The sequence below is a fragment of the Daejeonella lutea genome (assembly GCF_900168015.1).
GTDB lineage: Bacteria > Bacteroidota > Bacteroidia > Sphingobacteriales > Sphingobacteriaceae > Daejeonella > Daejeonella lutea.
Genome location: NZ_FUYR01000003.1, coordinates 248,116 through 269,891, shown reverse-complemented (window position 1 = coordinate 269,891; position 21,776 = coordinate 248,116). Strand labels below are relative to the sequence as shown.

17 protein-coding genes are annotated in these 21,776 nt (G+C 43.0%); 4 read left to right on the top strand and 13 right to left on the bottom strand.

Annotated elements, in window-relative coordinates:
• The first annotated feature begins 54 nt into the window (after positions 1–54).
• A complete protein-coding gene (locus tag B5X60_RS14760) occupies positions 55–792 on the top strand; it encodes a head GIN domain-containing protein (protein ID WP_079703491.1) in 738 nt (245 codons plus the stop codon).
• A gap of 168 nt (positions 793–960) precedes the next feature.
• Here the strand turns inward: B5X60_RS14760 and odhB are convergent, their stop codons facing one another.
• The 3 genes from odhB to B5X60_RS14745 form a co-directional block, all read right to left on the bottom strand.
• Positions 961–2,193 (bottom strand): 2-oxoglutarate dehydrogenase complex dihydrolipoyllysine-residue succinyltransferase, encoded by a 1,233-nt coding sequence (gene odhB, locus B5X60_RS14755; protein ID WP_079703490.1) that lies wholly within the window; start codon positions 2,191–2,193, stop codon positions 961–963.
• Between the two features lie 21 nt (positions 2,194–2,214).
• Positions 2,215–5,004 carry a 2-oxoglutarate dehydrogenase E1 component gene (locus B5X60_RS14750; protein ID WP_079703489.1) on the bottom strand — a complete coding sequence of 930 codons (2,790 nt, stop codon included), beginning with the start codon at positions 5,002–5,004 and terminating at the stop codon, positions 2,215–2,217.
• A 282-nt stretch (positions 5,005–5,286) separates the two neighbouring features.
• The gene (locus B5X60_RS14745; protein ID WP_079703488.1) at positions 5,287–6,705 is read right to left on the bottom strand and encodes a DASH family cryptochrome; all 1,419 of its coding nucleotides are present in this window, start codon (positions 6,703–6,705) and stop codon (positions 5,287–5,289) included.
• 209 nt (positions 6,706–6,914) lie between these two features.
• Between B5X60_RS14745 and B5X60_RS14740 the strand changes: the two genes are divergently transcribed.
• Positions 6,915–7,343 carry a CBS domain-containing protein gene (locus B5X60_RS14740; RefSeq protein ID WP_079703487.1) on the top strand — a complete coding sequence of 143 codons (429 nt, stop codon included), beginning with the start codon at positions 6,915–6,917 and terminating at the stop codon, positions 7,341–7,343.
• A gap of 67 nt (positions 7,344–7,410) precedes the next feature.
• Here the strand turns inward: B5X60_RS14740 and B5X60_RS14735 are convergent, their stop codons facing one another.
• The 8 genes from B5X60_RS14735 to B5X60_RS14700 form a co-directional block, all read right to left on the bottom strand.
• Positions 7,411–7,725, bottom strand: coding sequence for a (2Fe-2S) ferredoxin domain-containing protein (locus tag B5X60_RS14735; RefSeq protein ID WP_079703486.1), 315 nt, complete (start codon positions 7,723–7,725; stop codon positions 7,411–7,413).
• A gap of 306 nt (positions 7,726–8,031) precedes the next feature.
• Positions 8,032–8,904 carry an FKBP-type peptidyl-prolyl cis-trans isomerase gene (locus B5X60_RS14730; RefSeq protein WP_079703485.1) on the bottom strand — a complete coding sequence of 291 codons (873 nt, stop codon included), beginning with the start codon at positions 8,902–8,904 and terminating at the stop codon, positions 8,032–8,034.
• Positions 8,905–8,912: 8 nt separating this feature from the next.
• Positions 8,913–9,383: an FKBP-type peptidyl-prolyl cis-trans isomerase gene (locus tag B5X60_RS14725; RefSeq protein WP_079703484.1), complete on the bottom strand. Its 471-nt coding sequence runs from the start codon at positions 9,381–9,383 to the stop codon at positions 8,913–8,915.
• 856 nt (positions 9,384–10,239) lie between these two features.
• On the bottom strand, positions 10,240–12,030 hold the full coding sequence (locus B5X60_RS14720; RefSeq protein WP_079703483.1) for an acyl-CoA dehydrogenase family protein: 1,791 nt from the start codon (positions 12,028–12,030) through the stop codon (positions 10,240–10,242).
• A 100-nt stretch (positions 12,031–12,130) separates the two neighbouring features.
• Positions 12,131–12,481, bottom strand: a complete 351-nt coding sequence (locus B5X60_RS14715; protein ID WP_079703482.1) for a four helix bundle protein — start codon at positions 12,479–12,481, stop codon at positions 12,131–12,133.
• A gap of 135 nt (positions 12,482–12,616) precedes the next feature.
• Positions 12,617–13,795 (bottom strand): acetyl-CoA C-acyltransferase, encoded by a 1,179-nt coding sequence (locus B5X60_RS14710; RefSeq protein WP_079703481.1) that lies wholly within the window; start codon positions 13,793–13,795, stop codon positions 12,617–12,619.
• A gap of 68 nt (positions 13,796–13,863) precedes the next feature.
• Complete coding sequence (locus tag B5X60_RS14705; protein ID WP_079703480.1) at positions 13,864–16,269, bottom strand: 3-hydroxyacyl-CoA dehydrogenase/enoyl-CoA hydratase family protein; 2,406 nt, start codon at positions 16,267–16,269, stop codon at positions 13,864–13,866.
• A 38-nt stretch (positions 16,270–16,307) separates the two neighbouring features.
• Positions 16,308–16,739, bottom strand: a complete 432-nt coding sequence (locus B5X60_RS14700; protein ID WP_079703479.1) for a MarR family winged helix-turn-helix transcriptional regulator — start codon at positions 16,737–16,739, stop codon at positions 16,308–16,310.
• 179 nt (positions 16,740–16,918) lie between these two features.
• Here B5X60_RS14700 and B5X60_RS14695 point away from each other — a divergent pair, with 179 nt between their 5' ends.
• Together B5X60_RS14695 and B5X60_RS14690 are read left to right on the top strand one after the other, a co-directional pair.
• Positions 16,919–17,320 (top strand): hypothetical protein, encoded by a 402-nt coding sequence (locus B5X60_RS14695; protein WP_245803536.1) that lies wholly within the window; start codon positions 16,919–16,921, stop codon positions 17,318–17,320.
• Positions 17,321–17,391: 71 nt separating this feature from the next.
• A complete protein-coding gene (locus B5X60_RS14690; protein WP_079703478.1) occupies positions 17,392–17,979 on the top strand; it encodes a hypothetical protein in 588 nt (195 codons plus the stop codon).
• A 2-nt stretch (positions 17,980–17,981) separates the two neighbouring features.
• Here the strand turns inward: B5X60_RS14690 and ggt are convergent, their stop codons facing one another.
• Together ggt and B5X60_RS14680 are read right to left on the bottom strand one after the other, a co-directional pair.
• Positions 17,982–19,685 (bottom strand): gamma-glutamyltransferase, encoded by a 1,704-nt coding sequence (ggt, locus tag B5X60_RS14685; RefSeq protein ID WP_079703477.1) that lies wholly within the window; start codon positions 19,683–19,685, stop codon positions 17,982–17,984.
• Complete coding sequence (locus B5X60_RS14680) at positions 19,672–21,444, bottom strand: AMP-dependent synthetase/ligase (RefSeq protein WP_079703476.1); 1,773 nt, start codon at positions 21,442–21,444, stop codon at positions 19,672–19,674. The genes ggt and B5X60_RS14680 overlap by 14 nt, the downstream gene beginning before the upstream one ends.
• Positions 21,445–21,776: the final 332 nt, after the last annotated feature.

Sequence of the window (21,776 nt, the reverse complement as noted above, 5' to 3'; positions counted from 1 at the left end):
AACGTTTCTTCCCACGGCTCGTCTTATGATCATAAACACACCTAAACTAATAATATGAAAGTTTTTAAAACATACCTCGCTATCCTGGCCCTACTGGTAGCCAGTTCCCATGTTGACTCTTATGCCGCATTGATCACGGTGGTAAATAGCACAAAATCTGTAGCTGATGAAACCCGAAATGTTTCCGGCTTTACAGGAATCACATCAGCCGGCAGCTACAATGTTACCATAACTATGGGAAATACTGAAAGCTTGAAGCTTGAAGGAGATGCGGATCAGATAGCAGATATTGAAACAGTAGTAGAAAATGGCATTCTGAAGATTAGGAATAAAAAAAGCACCGGAAGCTGGAAAAATAGCTGGAGTGGAAAGGTCAACATTTATGTGAACGCTAAATCCTTAAAAAGCATCACACTCAGTGGTTCTGGCGACATAAATGTCAAAGGCACCGTTAAATCGTCTGACGTAACCACCACTCTAAGCGGATCGGGAAGTATTACCCTTACGGTTGATGCAACAAACTATTTAGCCACCATTAGTGGATCTGGAGAAATTAAGGCAAGCGGCAGGGCCGAAAATGCGAAGATAAATGTAAATGGCTCGGGAGGTTTTGAGGGTAATAGCCTCCGAACCAACGTAACGAGCGCCAGGGTAAGCGGCTCAGGAGATATCTCTGTTAACGCGAATAAATCACTGGAAGCAGCCATGAGCGGATCTGGAAATATCAGATACAGCGGAAGTGCTGATGTTAAGTCGTCTAAGAGCGGCTCGGGTAGAATATCTAAACTTTAATTAAGAGCAAAGAGTAGGATTGGAGGATTGGGATTTCCTTCCGAAGTACCACCTTATTGAAGTCTGGACTGACAACATTACAGCCTAACCACAAAGCCCGCTGAAGATCAGCGGGCTTTGTGCGTTAGGCCAGTAACGTAAAACGTATTACGTACAACGTATCACTATTTATATTCCCAACAATAATCTGGCAGGATCTTCCAATAACTGCTTAACCCTCACCAGGAATCCCACAGATTCGCGTCCGTCGATGATTCTATGGTCATATGACAAAGCCACATACATGATCGGTCGGATAACAACCTGACCATTCAGAGCTACGGGGCGTTCGACTATATTATGCATCCCTAATATCGCTGATTGCGGTGCATTAATAATTGGTGTCGACATCATAGATCCGAATACCCCACCATTGGTGATCGTAAAGGTTCCTCCAGTCATTTCTTCCAAAGTCAACTTACTGTCGCGGGCCTTAACCGCCAGTTCCATAACGGAAGCTTCGATCTGAGCGAGTGACATTGACTCTGCATTTCTAATTACCGGAACGACCAAACCCTTCGGGGCAGATACCGCAATTGAAATATCAGCAAACTCGTTAAACACAATCTCTTCACCCTCTATACGGGCATTTACGGACGGAAAATCCTTAAGGGCTTCACAAACTGCTTTAGTGAAGAAGGACATAAATCCTAAACCCACTCCATGCTTTTCTTTAAACTTATCTTTGTATTTGGCACGGATATCCATGATTGGCTGCATATCAACTTCATTGAAAGTTGTTAGCATCGCAGTTTCATTTCTGACTGCCACAAGACGCTTAGCTACCGTTTTTCGCAGAGAAGACATCTTTTCGCGGCGTTCAACCCGTGAACCAGGCACTCCAGCTCTAGCAGGAGAAGCTGGTGCAGCAGCAGGCGTAGCAGCTGGTGCGGCCTTTTTGCCGGCCTCTGCTTTAAGCGCATCCTCCTTGGTCAAACGTCCATCTACTCCGGTCCCCTTAACACCGGCGGCATCAACACCTTTTTCAGCAAGTATTTTCGCTGCAGCAGGTGAGGGCGTTCCGGATGCATAAGTTGATCCCTTTTCTTCGGATTTAGCTGCAGGTGCGTTAGACTCTTCCTTTGCAGGAGCAGCTTCCTGGGCTGCAGGTTTGCTTTCAGACTTACCGCCTTCTTCAATGCTGCAAACAGGTGCACCAATCTCTAGTGTATCGCCTTCATTAGCAATTGTCTTTAAAGTCCCTGCCTTCTCAGCGGTTAGTTCGAAGGTTGCCTTATCAGATTCTAATTCGGCAATTACTTCATCCATTTCTACATAGTCCCCGTCTTTTTTGATCCACTGGGACAATGTTACTTCTGAAATAGATTCGCCAACTGGCGGAACTTTGATCACTAAACTCATAATGGTTTTTGGTTATTTCTATTAGTCAATATTAACAACTTTTTGTGTTGTCTTTTCTACTTTTTTCTTCACTTCCGGGCCGGCAGAGGTTTCAAATGCTTGTCCGACAACAAACAACTGCTGTGCGATGTGCTGCTTGGCATAACCTGTAGCAGTACTACTGCTCTCCTTACGGGAAACTACATCAAAATCAAATTCCGACTTGCGGAATTTCCTGGCGATATATGGCCAGACACCCATATTTTCTGGCTCTTCCTGAACCCACACATACTCTTTTGCCTTCTTATACTTGGTCCTGATGGCATCCATTTGTTCGTAAGGCGTCGGATAAAGTTGTTCTAATCGAACAATTGCCACATCCGTTCTCTTATCAGCTTGTTGCTTCTCGAGCAAATCATAGTAGATTTTACCGGAACAAAATAACACTCGCTTCACATCAGAAGCTTTAACGTAGCTGTCATCAATCACCTCACGGAATCCGCCTTCGGTAAATTCTTCAAGCTTACTAACACACTGCGGACTTCTTAACAAGCTTTTTGGCGTAAACACAACCAGTGGCTTGCGGAAATCACGTTTCAATTGTCTGCGCAGCAGGTGGAAGAAATTGGCAGGAGTAGTACAATTAGCTACCTGGATATTATCATCGGCACAAGCTTCCATAAAACGTTCAATTCTTGCAGACGAATGCTCCGGGCCTTGTCCTTCATAACCATGAGGCAGCAACATTACAAGCCCATTAGAGCGTTGCCACTTTGTTTCTGCACTGGTTATAAACTGATCAATCATGATCTGGGCACCGTTGACAAAATCGCCAAACTGAGCTTCCCAAATTACCAGTGCCATAGGATTAGCTAAGGCATAGCCATATTCAAATCCCAGAACACCGTATTCGGATAGGTGGGAGTTATATATTTCAAATTTTGCCTGCCCTTTGTCTAGTTGTGCCAATGGAACATACTCTTCTTCTGAATCTTCAAGCGTTAGAACCGCGTGCCTGTGTGAGAAAGTACCCCGCTCAACGTCCTGACCGCTAACACGCACTCTGAAACCATCTTCAAGGAGTGATCCATAGGCCATTAATTCCCCCATTGCCCAATCAAAAACTTTCGTTTCTGACATTCGCTTACGGTCCTCAAATAACTTTTCAATCTTCTTGAAAAATTTCTTCTCTCCTGGCAGCGTAGAAATAGCTTTGGCTATTGACAAAAGCTTTTTGGCAGGCACCTTGGTGTCAGACTTCGAACCGATCCAGTTTGTTGCTAAACGAAGACCTTTCCATGATCCGGCAAGAACAGAATTCATTGCAGAATAAGATTCATCCTCCTTCGCCTCATTCAGCCTTTCCTGCAATAATGCCCTGAAGTTCTTCTCCATCTCTTTTGCAAGATTGGCATCAACACTCCCTTGTTCAAGTAGTTTTTTGTTGTAGATCTCCCTTGGATTAGGATGTTTCTCTATCGCTTTATAAAGTAAAGGCTGCGTGAATTTAGGCTCATCAGCTTCATTGTGACCGAAACGACGGTAGCATAGAATATCAATGAAAACATCGTTATGATATTTCTGACGATACTCCACCGCCATATTTATAGCATATACTATTGCTTCAACATCATCCCCGTTTACGTGGAATACAGGTGATAATGTGGTTTTCGCAAGGTCGGTACAATACGTGGATGAGCGGGCATCTTTGTAATTTGTAGTGAAACCGACCTGATTGTTTATGACTAAATGGATACTTCCTCCCGTACGGTAACCTTCAAGCTTCGCCATTTGCAAAACCTCATAGGTGATTCCCTGACCAGCCAAAGATGCATCACCATGAATTAAGATTGGTGCAATCCGCTTGTAATCCCCGCCATATTTAAAGTCAATTTTTGACCGTACCATACCTTCTACCAGTGGGTCTACTGCCTCTAAGTGAGATGGATTTGGACATAAGCTAAGGTGAACTTTTTTACCAGACTGCGTTTCAACGTCTGTCGAATATCCCAGGTGGTATTTAACGTCACCTCCGAAAGGAGTGTTAACATCGAACCCTTTTCCTTCGAACTCAGAAAAGATATTCTTGTAGGTCTTATACATGATATTGGCAAGAACGTTCAATCGTCCCCTGTGTGCCATACCAATTACAAATTCTTCAATACCAAGCTCTGCACCCTTTTCAATTACCGAATCAAGCGCAGGAATAACAGCTTCGGCTCCTTCAAGTGAAAAGCGCTTTTGTCCCAGAAACTTTGTACCAAGGAAATTCTCGAAAACAACAGCTTCATTTAGTTTCCCAAGTATCCGCTTCTTCGTTTCAATGCTAAAGTTCGGGGTGTTGCGCTCGCTTTCCATGCGTTGCTCAAACCATTTTAACTTTTCAGGATTACGAAGGTATTTATATTCTACGCCAATCGATTGGCAATACGTCTGCTCGATAAGAGCAATAATATCTTTCAATTTTGCAGGACCGAGGCCTACTTCCACACCCGCATTAAAAACAGTTTCCAGATCAGATTCCTGTAAGCCAAATGTTTCAAGCTCTTTTCCAGGATAATAAGACCTTCTTTCACGTACAGGATTTGTTTTCGTAAATAAATGACCACGCTGGCGATAGCCGTTGATCATGTTTAAAACATTAATCTCTTTAAAAAAATGATCAGGAGTTTCAGCACTTACAACGCCTGCCTCAGAACCGCGACCAAAGTCAAAACCTTCGAAAAACTTCTGCCAGCCGAAATCAACTGAATTTGGGTCTTCTTTGTAAGATTGGTAGAGAGAATCGATGTAGGCAGAATTCGCGTTACTGATGTATGATAAGTTATCCATTTAAAAAACAAAATCTTTTGCGACACAAAAATAAGATTTTAAGGATAGAATCGGTAATAAGTAGGCGCTAATTTGAAATTAGCATGTAACACTTGTGTTGACCGCGTGAGGGAAAAGTAAGTGGTAATCAGTAATCAGTAATCAGTCGCAAACGGTTATGCTTTAGCGACAAAGAATTTGGAATCAACAGTTACAAAGATTCGACAATGATTACCTGATCGCCGATTACCCGATTACTGATCACTAATTACTGCATACTGATTACGGACCACCGAATACTGATCATACTTCCGGGGCAAATGCTGGCCGTGCTTTATAATCCTCGACATGATATTCCCTTACTTCCTGATCTGACAAGGTCCAGGGCTGATGGATCTTAGCACCTGGAACCATTGCAAGTTCCGGGATCCACATTCGCACATAATCACCATTAGGATCAAATTCCCGCGCCTGCTTCAAAACATTGAAATGTTGGTACTCTTTAGGATCATTCCCTACTCCGGCTATATAAGCCCAGTTTCCCCAGTTGTTTGCCGGACAATAATCAATCAGCTTTTCTTCAAAGTACGACGCTCCCCACATCCAATTAACTTTGAGATTCCTTACCAAAAAGCTTGCTGCGTTCTGTCTTCCTCGGTTGCTCATAAAACCCGTGGTGTTAAGCTCTCGGATATTTGCGTCAACGAATGGGATACCAGTCTTTCCTGCTCTCCAAAACTCAAAGAAATCCTGTTGATTTTCAGTTTCCTCGGGAGCAACCCCTTTAAACCCTATTTTCTGGAAAAATTTGTTGCCATACTTCTTAAACATGAACCGGAAATAATCCCGCCAAAGCAGCTGCAAATACAAGGCGTAAGTAGAATCCGAAGAACCCCGCTCCTGTTCATATTTCTTGATCTCCCAATAAACTTCACGCGGTGAAAGACAACCGAGAGCTATCCACGCAGAAAACTTTGAAGAATAATCCGGGCCTAATAAATTGTTCCGGGTATGCTTATAATTCTTAATTGCGTCGGTTTCCCAGAAGTAATTATGCATGCGCTTTAAAGCTTCTGTTTCCCCCCCTCTGAACTTCATGACAGAACGTTCCTCGGCATCCCCAATTCCTTGAAATCCAAGATCAGGTAAGGAAGGCAATAGACCGCATTCCATATCTTGAGGTATTTTGAAGGGGCCAGGCGACTCTATACATTTTCTTACTGAACTATCCCGCTCAATCTTTTTCCGGAAGGAAGAAAATACATCTGGAATGTTATTTATCGGGAAAGGCAAATCCTCTTTATGATATAGCGTATGACCAATAAAATGCTTGAGATTAATCTTCAAGCGCCATAAGGCGTTCTCAACATCGGCTGAGATTCTCGTTTCCTCGGAAGCCACCTCCCGATGATGATAAACCTCGCTGACATTATATTTACCTACCAACTCTGGTAAAATATCCTCAGGTTTGCCCTTTCGGATTATGAGATCAGCACCAAGTTTTTGTAGGGATTGCTGAAGATCAGCCACACATTCGATCAGGAACCTCGCCCGAATAGCGCCAGTCTTCTGTGTTTGAAAAGACGTGGTCTCAAACTGCCGCGGATCGAAACAATAAACGGGAACTACGGTATCGCCTTTCCGTACAGCTTCCGTCAATATCTCGTTGTCGTGAATTCGTAAATCTTTTCTAAACCAAACTAGAATGGTTTTACCGCTCATATTTTATTAGCTATGTAATAGCCGCTGATAAGGCTGCCAGCTATGGGATAAGTTAAAACTTGACCAAGTTACGTCCTAAACCATGACATTTACTTCATTTTCGTGTAAGATTTTCAAATACACTGTTACAACTCATAAATTTCCAGGCAAGCTTCTAAAAATTATTTTAAGAAATATACTTATATTTAGTAAAAGCTAATCCTGATGTTATGAAGACCGTAAAGCACATCGTCCAAAACAAATCAAATTCAATTTATTCGGTAAGCCCTGAGACTTCAGTACTGGATGCACTTCAGGTAATGATGGACAAAAATATTAGTGCGCTTCTTGTCATGGAAGGCGAAGCGTTAAAAGGAATTTTCACGGAGCGCGATTATGCCAGAAAGATAATTCTCCAGGGTAAATCTTCCAGAGAAACCCTAATTGCTGAAGTTATGACGGCAGATTTGGAAACCATCAGGTTTAGCTCTTCTATTGATCAATGTATGCAAATTATGACTAACCGTCACATCAGACACCTGCCGATAGTCGAAGATGGAAAAGTGGGGGGTATGATCTCTATTGGCGATCTGGTTAAATTTGTAATTGAAGATCAGAAGCAAACCATAGAGCAGCTACAGAGTTATATTAGCAGTTAAGTAATTGCGGATCGTGGTTCTTAATCTGCGAGGAAGTGAACCCCAGATGGAATACTTTTAGGTTAAACTAAGATAATTTGGGAATTAATAGGCGGTCAACGGGACGGTCATTCTGAAGGTGCTCAGAAATTATCTCATTCACATCACTTAATTGAACTTTTCCATAGAATACACCTTCGGGATAAACCACTACTATTGGTCCGTATTCACACAGCTCACAACAGCCGGTTCTTTGGGCCCGCATCCCGACTGTCAAACCTTTCTCTTTCATAAGCTTTTTAAATTCAGCGGTAAGAGCCGAACCATGCTCCTCCCCACAACTTACTCTTGCACCTTCAGGCCGTTGATTGGTACAGATGAAAATATGCTTTTTATAGATCATGAATTTGGGGGCTTTTCTGAATATGGATTAACTAAGCAGTACGATTGATCAAAAATAGTAATTGTGCTCTCAAAAAATGACTAAAACAATACTCGTTATGGGCGGAATAGGAAGCTGAGCGAATCACTGAGATGAATAGTTCGCTCTGAAAATCGCGATAACTGAGATGAGCCTGATGATACTTAGGCGTGCAAAAGTTTCCTGCCGTAAGCGTAGCAAGGGTTACAAGTTCAAATACCCTACGCCTACAGCAGCGATGAATGAGATTTAAAGCAGGAAATATTAGTTTTAAACTATCGGCAAAAGCTACTTCGTGACTTCAGTAACCTTCACGGTAAAAAAGAGTGCCGAAAACGCAGGGATTCCGGTCGAACCTTCCAACCCATAACCTAATGAAGACGGAAGGATCATCCGAATAGTCCCGCCTTCTTTAATCAACGGAATTGCTTCTTGCCATCCTTTCACTACGTCAGTCAAACCTAGAGTCGCTGAGCTTCCGGCACCTGTTTTGTCGAAAATAGTTCCGTTTAAAAGCTTTCCCTCATATTCCGCTTTCACAGTAGAATCCGCAGTTATCGGGCTTCCGGTACCTGCGACATCTATTTTATAATATAAGCCTGATGTGGTTTTGGTAAAGCCTGTTAATGAATTAGCCTGAATATACTTCTGAATGGTAAAATCTTCGTAAGCAGCCATCTTATTCTTGTCTAGAACTGTTACGGTAAGATCAAGGGATGCATTTCCGGGAATGTCACCTGAGCCGTTACGACCAAAAGCTGAACGGGATGGGATGATCATTCGAATTGTGCCAGATTTCTTTTTTAGAACCTCTTTAATCCCGACGCGAACACCTTCTGGGTTGAAATAACCCAGATAATTGTAATATCGGTTTGAAGAGCTAAAAGTATCAAGAGCTGAGTATTTACCGTCAATGGATTTAATGGTAAATATCATTGGAACCTGATCAGAATATTCAACGTCAGCACCTGAGCCCGGGTTGGTCACCTGGTAGTAAATACCACTATCCTGATATTCTACTACATTCAACTTATTTGCCTGTATATAGGCTGTCACATTTTTATCGTCTATGCTTTCAATGGATTCGTATTCCTTTTCACAAGCAACGAAAATGCTTAGTAAAAGAAATCCGGGCAAGGCGTATTTAAAAAATTGCTTCATGAGTTTCGTTAATTTGTAACATTTACCAGTTCGACATCGAAATCGAGAACTGCATTTTTCGGAATCTCATCACGGCCATCACAGCCATATGCTAATCCAGAAGGTATAATCAAACGGATCTTACCGCCCTTTTGTATAAGTGGTATACCAATTTGCCAGCCTGTTATTACTCCCCCCAATTTGAACGTAATTGCCTCTCCCCTTCCATTATCAAATATTTTTCCGTCTAAAAGCCGACCAGTGTACTTAGCTGTTATTGAGGTATTGGCTGAATACGCGATATTACCAGAACCTTGACTAAGAATCTGGTAGTAAATGCCACTTGAATGTTTCTGAGCTGCTATCCCTTTTTCACTTAGAAATTTCTGGATAATCGAATCGTCAATATTAACCTGTTTTTCGTCGTTGCACTTCTTACCGCACGAGCCCAGCACTATTAGTAAGGGAAGGATAATTAATAGTAAATATCTAAATCTCATTCAAAATTATTCTACTGTATTTTACAAGAGTTGCAAATTTATCCTTTTAAAGTTGAAAAAGTAAGGATTAACATTATTTAACAAAAAATACACATGCTGTGCTGTGGGTACAGCATTGTATTTTTTGTAGTTGAGAGGTGAGAGTTAACAGTTGAAAGTTAGTAAACGGCACTTAACTGATTCAAAACACCACCATTATATACGAGAATTGCGGAAGTCCATGTGAACGACTAATTTAAATTTCAGACGGCTTAGTGTAATCAACCAGGTGTATTGATCTTTGTCAGTCTGCGCTTCGTTGCAGAACCGGCACCTTTTGCGGACTGAAATCTTAAAATTCCCATGAATCAATTTTATACTTTAAATCGGGTTTTTGTACCAAATCGGGAATAAGTATAAAAAAGGCCTTTTGTTTGGGTCTTCTTTGGGTCTTGCTTGGGTAAAAGGCCGTTTTTGGCATCATTCGCCAAAGAATAGCCAAAGAAGACCCCTACCAGACCCCTACTTGGTCTATGAAATGTATCAGGAAGACATGAAAACTCGTCAATCTTCTTCTTTTGAAGACACACCGCTATTAGATTCTCCTATGGGCTGGACTCAGACCTTGTGAGAAGAGTTCCATCCCCAAACCAATAAGTTAAACTACTAAGACAGAAGTACGGGTCACTACAAGCCTTATTGCTTCTGAAGGCTGATGATTTCGGGAGCCAAGGCATACGTCATTAGCTGTTACAAACATATGTCACTTACTCAGTCAAGCAGTAGGCTTAAATTTCTTGCCTTAAGGACGAGCCAAGATAAGGCTTAGTGTATTTTTGTATGCTAGACGTGAGAACTGTCAACTCTCCGCTTTCAATTAATAACAGTATTTATTAGCCTCAATCAGTTGTTTTGCAACCCTTTGCCGTGTTTCCTTGATATTAAAGGGCTCAGTCTTCGTAAATCTTCGCAAGCCAACCAGCATCATCCTAAGTTCATCGCCTTCGGCAAATGAGTACAAGGCTTCTTTGCCTGCAATAGCAACTTTATCGACAGCCTGATACAAATAAATTCGCATCATATCCAGTTGTCCGCGGCAAGCTTCTTCACCTCTCATTTTTACAAGTTTTTCAACCCTTAGAATGGTGGATTCAGCGACGTAAACGAATCCTATTATGTCTGAAATATTCATCAGGATCTCCTGTTCTTTAGACAAGGTCATCATTAATTTCTGGACGGCAGCTCCGGCTATCATCAGACCAGCTTTCTTCAAATTCGCCAATATCTTCTTCTCTGCCGCAAATAATGTATCATCTTCGTCACCAAAATCAGGAATGGACATTAGTTCTCCCGCCACAGCCTGTGCTGGCGTCATCAAATCCAGTTCGCCTTTCATTGCTCTTTTCAAGAGCATATCAAGTATGAGCATCCTGTTGATTTCATTCGTTCCTTCAAAAATCCTGTTTATGCGGCTGTCTCGATAAGCTCGATCCATCGGAGCATCAGCAGAATAGCCCATGCCTCCATATACTTGCACACCTTCATCGACGATATAGTCCAGCACTTCCGATCCCCAAACTTTGAGAATAGCACATTCTACAGCAAACATTTCCGTCGATTTTAGTTTCGCCTTGGAAGGGTCCATTCCTTCCGCTACAAGTGCTTCGTAGGCATCATCAATATTCTGACCCGCACGGTAGGCAGCACTTTCTATAGCAAAATTCCTGGTAGCCATCTCTGCAAGCTTATAGCGAATTGCTCCAAACTTCGAAATGGGAAGGTTAAATTGTATACGTTCGTTGGAATAGTTGATTGCCTGGTTCAAAACCCGACGGGATGAGCCAATCGCAGCGACACCTAGCTTAATCCGTCCGATATTCAGAATATTCACCGCGATCTTAAACCCATTCTCTCTTTCCGACAACAGATTAGCAACCGGAACATGACAATCATTGAAAAATACCTGGCGGGTCGATGAGCCCTTTATGCCCATCTTGTGCTCCTCTGGGTTCATCGAAATACCCCCAAAATCCTTCTCTACGATAAATGCAGAGAGGTTTTTATCGTCATCTATCTTTGCGAATACGATGAAGATGTCAGCAAAGCCACCGTTGGTGATCCACATCTTCTGGCCATTTATAATGTAATGGGTGCCTTCGGCATTGAGCATCGCTTTGGTCCGACCAGAGTTGGCGTCTGAGCCGGAATTAGGTTCGGTAAGACAATAGGATGCTTTCCACTCACCTGAGGCAAGTTTTGGGATGTACTTGTCTTTTTGCTCCTTATTTCCATAGTAGAGAATTGGGAGTGTGCCGATACCTGTATGCGCCGACAGTGCCACTGCAAACGAGCAACCTGGCCCGATGGAATCGGCAACAAGCATAGAGGTATTGAAATTCTTCCCAAACCCACCGTATTCTTCTGGAATTGAAACAGCCAGCAAGCCAAGCTCTCCAGCCTTGTTCATTAAGCTTTCCATCAGTCCCTCTTCCTGGGTGTCGATTCGATCCAAATTCGGGTAAACCTCGGATTCAAGGAAATCTTCGCAGGTCTTCCGGATCATCAGTTGCTCCTCGTCAAATTCTTCAGGAATAAAAATTTCATCACAAGACGTTTCGCGGATGATGAATTCACCGCCGCGGATAGTTTTTTTATTTAGTGTTTCCATTGTTATTGGTTTTTTTGATCCAAGAACCAAGAGCCAAGAATCAGAACAGTCCTATTCTTTATGAGCTGAAAGGTTAATTAGATGCATCTCGTTTAAATCTCTACTTTAGACTGGTTAAAAATCCATTGATCATTTTTTGCAGTGTTGAATTTTTTTCTGACAGATGATCAAGATCACTGTCTGTCATTATTTTTAAATTATAAGACAATATTGTTTGAGTTTCTAATTCGAATAAAGATCCCAATGCTATTTTTAGATAATGCGAAAATTCTTTGGCTGAAGATCGTGAAGAACCTTCTGCAATATTAGATGGAACAAAGACTACGCTTCTGTTCATTTGTGAAACTAAACCATATTTTTCGTCTTTTGGATATTTGGATGTTACAAAATAAACCTCTCTTGCTAAAATCATGGCATCTACCCAAATGTTTAATTTCTTAAAGTTGTGCATAGAGAATTTCAAATAAAAGAATATTACGATTTACACGCCTTCTCTTACAAACTCCCACATTCAATGTTTTTAGTTATACACTATTTAGTTTACGGCACACATCTTGGTTCTTGATTCTTGGCTCCTGGTTCTAACCTATAGCATTTCAAAAATCCCCGCTGCCCCCTGTCCTGTTCCCACACACATCGTCACCATACCAAACTTCTTTTCTCGTCTTTTTAATTCATTAAATAGCTGCACAGAGAGTTTCGCTCCAGTACAGCCCAGGGGATGACCTAACGCTATTGCTCCTCCATTTACATTTAAAACTTCCTGGTTAAGGTCGAGAGTGCGTATAATGGCGAGTGATTGTGAAGCAAATGCTTCGTTAAGTTCTATCAGATCCAGCTCTTCTTTCTTCATGCCTGCTTTTTTAAGGGCTAGCGGAATGGCTTCGATCGGACCGATGCCCATAATCCTTGGTGGTACACCGGCAACTCCATAACTAACAAGCCTGGCAATTGGCTGCACATTCAGCTTTTTAAGCATGCTTTCTGAAACAACTAAGACAAAAGCAGCTCCGTCTGATGTTTGGGAAGAGTTCCCAGCCGTTACTGATCCGCCCGCAGCGAAAACAGGTTTAAGCTTGGCTAACTTATCCAGAGCTGTGTCCGCCCTAGGCCCTTCATCGGTATCAACCACATACTCCCGGGTTTTCTTTTTAAGATTTTCATCCAGGTAGTTTTCTTTTATGGTAATCGGAAGAACACCTTCTTTAAGATGACCATTCTTAATCGCAGCAATCGCTTTTTGATGGGAGTTATAAGAAAACTCATCCTGATCTTCCCTGCTGACATTGTATTCTTTGGCGACAGCCTCTGCAGTAAGCCCCATTCCCCAGTACCAGTCGGGGTGGTTTTTAGCCACGTCTGCGTTCGGCACAAGCTTCCATCCGCCGAAAGGCATACCCGACATAATTTCGACACCACCGGCAACTATACAGTCTGCCATGCCCGACCTGATCTTAGCTGAAGCGATAGCAATGGTTTCCAAACCTGAAGCACAGTACCGGTTAACCGTCACTCCCGGCACCTTATCGGTGTCAAGTCCCATTAACGATATCATCCTCGCCACGTTCAGACCCTGCTCTGCCTCGGGTGTTGCATTCCCGACGATGACATCATCTATTTCTTCTTTATCGAGGTTAGGAACGGCTGCAACTAAGTTCCTTATAACTTCGGCTGCTAATTCATCAGCGCGCGTAAAACGAAATACACCCCTGGGTGCTTTGCCAACTGCTGTACGATAAGCCGCTATTATATATGCTTCTTCCATTTTTGATAGATTTGTGAAATGAGATGCGAGATTCGAGAAATTTCCAACCACTCAGATCATCTTTTTTATTAATTTCTTAGGGGCTTCCCTTTAGTTAATATTGATTGAATCCGTTCTAAAGTCTTCTTTTCTCCGCAAAGCGATAGGAACACCTCCCGTTCAAGATCGAGGAGGTATTGCTCTGTAACGAGTGTAGGCGCGGACAAATCACCACCGCATAAAACGTAACCCAGTTTTTCAGATATCTTCTTATCATGCTCGGAAATTAAATTTCCTGCGAACATCGAATTAGCTCCGGCGTAAACAATTCCCATTCCCTGCTTGCCTAACACCCGGATATCTTTCCTTTGAACCGGCTTGGTATAACCCGCATCGGCAAGTTCAATCGCCTTTTCCTTGGCATCCGCTATCAGCCTGCTGCGGTTCATAGTTATGCTGTACTTGTCTTTTTGGAGATAACCAAGTTCGTAAGCCTCTGCACCGGAAGTCGACACTTTCGCCATACCGATCGTTAAAAACCGGTCTCTTAGAGCCATTTGCTCTATTTGTCCTTCCTTAAACTCGTCGGAAATACGCAGAGCGAATTCTTTTGAACCTCCGCCCCCGGGAATTAGGCCAACTCCAAACTCAACCAATCCCATATAGGTTTCAGCATTGGTCTGAACGTGGTCTGCATGCAAGCACAACTCACAACCACCGCCGAGAGTAAGGTTATGGGCCGCTGCAACGACGGGAATGGATGAGTACCTAACCCTCATCATGGCGTTCTGGAACATCCGGATAGCAATATTTATTTCATCCCAATCCTGTTCAACGGCAGCCATAAAGATCATCCCAATATTAGCTCCAGCGGAGAAGTTGGCTCCATCATTTCCTATTACGAGTCCACGATAATCTTTTTCAGCAAGATCTATTGCCTTATTAAGTCCCTGGATTACCTCTCCTCCAATGGTGTTCATCTTGGTGTGAATCTCGAGGTTCAATATTCCATCTCCCAGGTCAATAATTGAGGTGCCGGAATTCTTCCAGATGGTTTTGCTGTCGCGGATATTGTCTAGAACGATAAAATCATCAGTCCCCGGAACAGGTAGATATGATTTAGTTGGGATGTCATAGTACTTCTTAACCCCATTCTCCACTTTATAAAAGGAAGTATTCCCGGCTTCAAGCATTTCCTGTACCCAGGGGGCAGCTTGGTTTCCCAGCGCATTCATTCCTTCAACTGCTTCCTTTACACCCAAAGCATCCCAAACTTCAAATGGTCCAAGTTCCCAGCCGAAACCGGCTCGCATGGCGTCATCTATCCGGTATAGCTCGTCAGATATTTCGGGAATTCTATCGGATACGTATTCAAACAAGCCAAAGAACGATGTCCGGAAAAAGTCGCCGGCTTTATCTGTTCCTTTCGCAAAGACTTTCATCCGTTCGCGAAGATTCTCTACGGCTTTCGTAGCTTCAAGAGTCTGTGATTTTATCTTTTGCTGTGGTTTGTATTCAAAAGTCTTTAGATCGAGCGCGAGGATCTCGGATTTGCCGTCCGCACCTTTTATCTTTTTATAAAAGCCTTGCTGTGTCTTATCTCCCAGCCAGTTATTCTCCTGCATCTTCTTCACATAGGCTGGCAGCTCAAATAAATCATGAGCTTTATCGTCAGGAAGATTGCTGTACAGCCCCCCCGCAACATTGATCATTGTATCCAGACCCACGACATCTGTTGTCCGGAAAGTGGCAGATTTCGGCCGGCCCAAAGCAGGACCTGTGTATTTGTCAACTTCTTCAACCGTAAGATCCATTTTATCTACCAGATGCAGTAAAGCCATAATGGAATAAACTCCTACGCGGTTTGCAATGAAAGCCGGGGTATCTTTACAAAGAACGGTCGTCTTGCCGAGGAACTTATCCCCGTAGTGCATGTGAAAGTCTATCACATCCTGTTTTGTGTCCGGTCCCGGTATTATTTCAAGTAACCGGAGGTAACGAGGGGGATTAAAGAAGTGGGTTCCGCAGAAGTGAGCCCGAAAGTCATCTGAACGCCCTTCGGCCATTAGATGGATAGGGATTCCTGAAGTGTTTGAACTGATCAGCGTACCTGGCGTTCTATATTTTTCTACCTCATCATAAATGAGTTTTTTAATGTCCAAACGCTCAACCACGACCTCGATTACCCAGTCACATCCGGCAATATCTTTCATATTGTCCTGAAAGTTGCCTGTGGTTATATTGCTGATAACCTTTTTACTGAATATTGGCGACGGATTAGATTTCAGAGTGCTCTCGAGCGCTGTGTTAACTATCTTGTTTCGCAGAACCTTATTGTCCAGGCTTAGACCTTTAGCTTTTTCTTCTTCTGTCAGGTCCTTCGGCACCATGTCAAGCAGCAATACCTCAGCCCCAATATTGGCAAAGTGACAAGCAATCCGGGAACCCATTATCCCCGAACCCAATACTGCTACTTTTCTTATCGTTCGTTTCATTCTTTCAAATTTCAAGTTTTCCTAACCATGAACAGTAACTACTGAGGTTTATAATCAAAGGTTAGTTGATTTATCTTGTTCAGGCTTTTGATCAGCTGAAGACGCTCCTTATCTGATATGTGCGCGTTAAGGTATTCGTTAAACTTCTTCACGACATCCTTGGCAATCTGTCTCTTTTCCACACCAAATGGCGTTAGAAATATCTTTACAGACCTTTTGTCTGCCGGATCTGTTTCTCTATAGATCAAGCCGAGTTCCTGCATATTATTCAACATTCTGGATAGGCTGGTAGACTTCACCCCAGAAAGGGAAGCAATCTGTGAAACAGCCGTGCCTTCCTCGTGGATGTTTATCAGCATATATCCAAGAGCCTGGGTGATCCCATACTCAGAAGCAATCTGATTGTATTTGTTAGCTACCGTTTGCCAAACGATCTTTAGAAAATAGTCTACAGTTTCTTCAGGTTTCATTCAATATTTGCTATGCAAGCATAACAAATTTATGAATAGAAATTTAAGATGCAAGCATATTGTTGATTTTATTAATCTCTATAGACGGAGAACTTTCTCCTTTAGGAAATGCTTAATTAACAGGCAGATGAATTGCATATAGTAAGTACCTTTGCCAGCAATCAAAAGATCAATCTGAATTGAAGAATAAAAAGAACTACATAATCATCGGTGCGATAGTGCTGGTGGCCGCGATGATCTGGAATGCGGTAAGCGAGCCGGGAATTAAAGACCTTAAAGGCGGTTTTAAAGAGGTTGCATTTGTGAGAAACGAGCAGAATAGCGGTCCGGTTATTCGCGTTTACGCTGTTACTGTTGAAGGCGAGGTATGGAAAGAAATGGAGCAGTACGGCAATTACATGCCTCATACCAAATACGGAACAACGAGGATTTACTTTTTCGAGGCAGGTAAACCATACCCTGCTACCGTTTCGTTAGGCGATAATAATATACCCGCTGAAATGGAAAAAAGCTGCATTGCTATTTATGAAAAGGGCGGAATGAGTCAAGTCTCGTTTAAACAATACCCATTCAGAAAATAGGCCGGGTTGGGGTTACAATCCTAAAAATTAATAATTTAATACTAATTTAGGATTAGAAAATCGTTCAGTAAATGCCAAATAGGCAGGTTAAAGGAGGTTTTGAAATTTCACAGTCGTTAAACAGCTATCGGATAATAATGAAAGATAAAGGTTTGCGCTTCCTGATTTTTATGGTTCTAACAGCAGCCTGGCTTATGGTAATGCGTACTATGACCGCGCCGCTGGATTCCGGGCTTATTATTGATTTCGAGTATATCGGAACAGCAAGTAATGCAATAAGTTTTCTGGCAGGCTTACGAGATTCAGGACAGTTAGACTTGCTCACCAGGAGTATATTCCTTGATTTTATCTTTCCGCTGTTATATGGCGCAACCTTTTATTATGCCACGGCATGGATTTGTCATAAATTGCCTAAAGGGCACATGTTTAACAGATTTAGAGACATCAGCATCTTAACATTCATAGCTGTTTTGTGTGATTATCTCGAGAACCTTTCCCTTATCAAGCTGATCTATTATCCGCCGGAAGACATCTATGCTTACCTGGCTTATTTCTTTGCTGCTACAAAATTCACCTTACTTGGTATCGTGCTGGCCCACTTTATCATTTCGGGTTTGATAGTAGTGCTAGAATCTAAAAAGGGAACTCCTGCTAGCTAAGCTTACCAGCCAAGCTTGGTATCATCCCCTCTTGGATCTGCACCACCTTCGTAATAACCCCATTTGGTTTTCAGGATTGCATCCACTCTACCTATCGCACCTCTTTCCTTGAATTTGTATCCTTTTTGGGTGAGCCTGACCACCGTCATACTATCCAGACCTTTCCTTTCCATGACAACTTCGTCAGGGAACCATTGATGGTGAAATCTTTTTGCTGTGACGGCTGCCTGCATACTCTTATCGAAATCCACCACATTCAGGATAGTTTGAAACACCGAGGTAATAATAGTTGATCCACCTGGGGTGCCTACCACCATAAATAACTTACCCTCCTTTTCCAGGATGGTCGGAGTCATCGCGCTAAGCATTCTCTTGTTAGGCTGAACGGCGTTAGCCTCACCACCCAGCAAACCATACATATTAGGCGAACCAGGCTTCACTGAAAAATCATCCATCTCATTATTAAGAAGGAAGCCTGCACCTTTTACAAAAACCTTTGATCCGTAGCTGCCATTGATTGTTGTAGTGATAGACACCGCATTTCCAGCCCGGTCTACAATGGAAAAATGGGTGGTTTCTTCGCTCTCCTTCGGCACCTCACCTGCTTTGATATCAGTACTCAGTGTAGCCTTATCCCAATTGAAATTACTCATTCTGAATTTAGAGTAAACAGGCAGAATGAGATACTTCTGAGGCACTTTGTAGAAATCCGGGTCCCCTAAGTGCGATGCCCTGTCGGCATATACCCTCCGCTCTGCCTCAACCATTACCTGAACAGTTGAATCTGAATTATAACCCCAGCGTTTTAATGGAAATGGTTCCACTGAGTTCAAGAGTTGAAGTAATGCGATGCCGCCGCTTGACGGAGGTGGTACAGTTATCACTTTATGGTCCCGGTACGTACCCACAATTGGTTCGCGCCATACCGCGTGGTAATTCTTAAGGTCTTCTTTGCTTATTAATCCCCCACCCGACTGCATTTCAGCGACGATATGATCTGCCACAGTTCCTGCATAAAATCCCTCACGCCCTTTATCCCGAATCAGTTCAAGGGTGTTGGCCAGGTCTTCCTGAACCCAAAGCTCTCCTGCTGCCCATTTATCTTTTATATAATAAGTTTTTCCAGGATTATATTTCTTAAAGCTAGACTGCTGACCGGCAAACTCCCTAGCCTGGTTCTCGGTAATCGGAAAACCATTGCGCGCCAGATTCAGGGCGGGCTGAACAACTTCGGCCCAGGTAAGTTTCCCGTATTTGCTGTGTGCCTGTACCATCCCATCAACACTGCCGGGAACGCCGGCAGCCAGGTGCCCGTACAGACTTTTATCTGTTATTGGATTGCCGGCAGCATCCAGGTACATATCGCGGAAAGCTTTGCCAGGTGCCTTTTCCCTGAAATCCAGGGCTGCAACTTCACCGTCTGCAGAACGGTAAACCATAAACCCCCCGCCTCCGATATTGCCTGCATTCGGATAAACGACTGCCAGTGCAAACTGTACAGCTACGGCTGCATCAACCGCATTGCCGCCCTTCTTCATGATATCAAGTCCTACCTTAGAAGCCGACGGGTGGGCAGAAACAACCATCCCGTTCTTATATTCTCCACTGTTATTCTTTCCTATTTGCCCACCTACGCATGATGACAGGAAAACAGCGGCAAGCATAACCGCTCTCAGACTAGTGAAGTGTGATTTATTCGTTTGCATTTTTGTATAATTTCTCAACCTGTGATTTATATTTCTCTAAAATAGCTTTCCTTCTTAAACTAAGCTTCGGGGTTAATTCTCCCCCATCGATACTCCATTCTACCGGAAGTAATTCAATCTTTTTAACACGTTCCCAATTCCCGAACTCCTGATTAAACTTCTCCATTTCAGACCAGATCTTTTCAATGATCTGCGGGTCTTTAACCATTTCCTCGTTGGTAGTATATGGAATCTCCTTTCTTTCGCACCACTTCTCTAATGTTGCAAATGATGGTAAAACAAGGGCTGCCGGAAACCGTTGGTTTTCTCCGATAACCATTACCTGCTCGATGAAAATAGATTCTTTAAACTTATTCTCGAGCATTTGCGGTGCGATATACTTGCCCCCCGCAGTCTTGAATATTTCCTTCTTCCTATCCGTGATTCGAAGGTACTGCCCATCAACAATCTCTCCGATATCACCAGTATGGAAAAACCCATCCTTATCAATGACTTCGGCACTCAGATCTGGGCGATTATAGTAACCCTTCATTACATTCGGACCTTTACACAGGATCTCCCCGTCCTCAGCAATCTTTACCTCTACGTCTTTTATAGTCCGGCCAACCGTAGTGAATTTGGCCTCTCCTTTCCGCAGTCCGTTTACATTGATAACCGGAGAAGTTTCGGTAAGGCCATAACCCTCCAGCACCGGCATGCCTGCTGCCCAGAATACCCGGGCAAGCCTTGGCTGCAAGGCCGCACCGCCCGAGACAATAGCCATAATATTTCCGCCCAATGCTTCCCGCCATTTGCTAAACACCAGCTTGTTGGCAATCTTTAACTGACACTCATACCATGGGCCATTTGCACCATCCATTTCATAATTAAGTCCTAAATCCAATGCCCAGTAAAACAACTTCCTCTTAACCCCCGTCAGTTGCGATCCCTTTTCCACAATCCGGTCGTATACTTTTTCAAGGAGCCTTGGAACAGTAGTAAATCCATGCGGTTTAACATCTGCTATATCGGCAGCAATAGTTTCCATGCTCTGCGCATAGTAAATTGATATTCCAAGGTACAGGTACATATAAATGACCATCCGCTCAAACACGTGTGATAGGGGCAGAAAACTGATGGCTTTGGTAAACCCTGCGGGATAGAGCTTTGACGACTCCCGAATATTACTCACCAGGTTATTATGTGTCAGCATGACTCCTTTTGGAGTTCCGGTTGTACCTGAAGTATAAATTAATGTTAAAAGGTCTTCTGGCTTTATTTCTCTGCGATATTCTTCCAGGTCCACCGATTCCTTTTCCTTGCCCAGGGCAATTACATCCTCCCAATTAGGAAGACCTGGAACTTCATCAAAAGTATAGATCTCAAAATTCGCTGCGTCGCGGGTTTTTACCGTGTTTAGTTTTTCATACAGGGTCTTATCTGACACAAAGACAATCCGTATATCCGCATCTTTCGCGATAAACTTGATATCATTTTCCGCCAGCGTCGGATACATGGGAACCTGGGTAGCCCCGATCTGCATGATCCCGAAATCACAGATATTCCATTCCGGCCGGTTGGGCGACATGATAGCTACCTTATCGCCTTTCTTAATTCCCTTTGCAATCAGGCCGAGGCTCAACGCATCAACTTGCTTAACAAAATATTCAGTTGAATACTTTATCCACTCGCCGTTCCTTTTCGCCGCTACCAGATCGTCCTTCTTGAACTTGTCCAGTGAGTGCTTCAGAAGATCAAAAACCCGGGTTATTTCGGCCATAATTTCTAGTAGAATACTTGATAATGGAAATTTAGCAATTTAATGAAAATAAGCATTCGAAATAAGAAAATTCGAAGAGGCCTTGTAAAAGCCTGTATTTCCCATTGATTAAGGCAATTTCATTTGCCGTTCATTTGCCGTTCATTTGCCGTTCATTTGCCGTTGAAAGTATTGCCTAAAAGGGGCTTTGGCAAACCTTATTATTGGCCTCCGATAAGTTTGTTCGCAGCTTTAGTAAAGCGCAGCCACACATTTAGTTCCAGCGGTCCTGTCCCCGCCCTATTTCATCGTAAATTTTAATTGAACCCTCACAGAATGTAGCTTGGTAATTT

Excerpts from the sequence above, each read along its gene's own strand:
- B5X60_RS14760 (WP_079703491.1), top strand. The coding sequence starts at position 55 with ATGAAAGTTTTTAAAACATACCTCGCTATCCTGGCCCTACTGGTAGCC.
- odhB (WP_079703490.1), bottom strand. The coding sequence starts at position 2,193 with ATGAGTTTAGTGATCAAAGTTCCGCCAGTTGGCGAATCTATTTCAGAA.
- B5X60_RS14750 (WP_079703489.1), bottom strand. The coding sequence starts at position 5,004 with ATGGATAACTTATCATACATCAGTAACGCGAATTCTGCCTACATCGAT.
- B5X60_RS14745 (WP_079703488.1), bottom strand. The coding sequence starts at position 6,705 with ATGAGCGGTAAAACCATTCTAGTTTGGTTTAGAAAAGATTTACGAATT.
- B5X60_RS14740 (WP_079703487.1), top strand. The coding sequence starts at position 6,915 with ATGAAGACCGTAAAGCACATCGTCCAAAACAAATCAAATTCAATTTAT.
- B5X60_RS14735 (WP_079703486.1), bottom strand. The coding sequence starts at position 7,725 with ATGATCTATAAAAAGCATATTTTCATCTGTACCAATCAACGGCCTGAA.
- B5X60_RS14730 (WP_079703485.1), bottom strand. The coding sequence starts at position 8,904 with ATGAAGCAATTTTTTAAATACGCCTTGCCCGGATTTCTTTTACTAAGC.
- B5X60_RS14725 (WP_079703484.1), bottom strand. The coding sequence starts at position 9,383 with ATGAGATTTAGATATTTACTATTAATTATCCTTCCCTTACTAATAGTG.
- B5X60_RS14720 (WP_079703483.1), bottom strand. The coding sequence starts at position 12,030 with ATGGAAACACTAAATAAAAAAACTATCCGCGGCGGTGAATTCATCATC.
- B5X60_RS14715 (WP_079703482.1), bottom strand. The coding sequence starts at position 12,481 with ATGCACAACTTTAAGAAATTAAACATTTGGGTAGATGCCATGATTTTA.
- B5X60_RS14710 (WP_079703481.1), bottom strand. The coding sequence starts at position 13,795 with ATGGAAGAAGCATATATAATAGCGGCTTATCGTACAGCAGTTGGCAAA.
- B5X60_RS14705 (WP_079703480.1), bottom strand. The coding sequence starts at position 16,269 with ATGAAACGAACGATAAGAAAAGTAGCAGTATTGGGTTCGGGGATAATG.
- B5X60_RS14700 (WP_079703479.1), bottom strand. The coding sequence starts at position 16,739 with ATGAAACCTGAAGAAACTGTAGACTATTTTCTAAAGATCGTTTGGCAA.
- B5X60_RS14690 (WP_079703478.1), top strand. The coding sequence starts at position 17,392 with ATGCCAAATAGGCAGGTTAAAGGAGGTTTTGAAATTTCACAGTCGTTA.
- ggt (WP_079703477.1), bottom strand. The coding sequence starts at position 19,685 with ATGCAAACGAATAAATCACACTTCACTAGTCTGAGAGCGGTTATGCTT.
- B5X60_RS14680 (WP_079703476.1), bottom strand. The coding sequence starts at position 21,444 with ATGGCCGAAATAACCCGGGTTTTTGATCTTCTGAAGCACTCACTGGAC.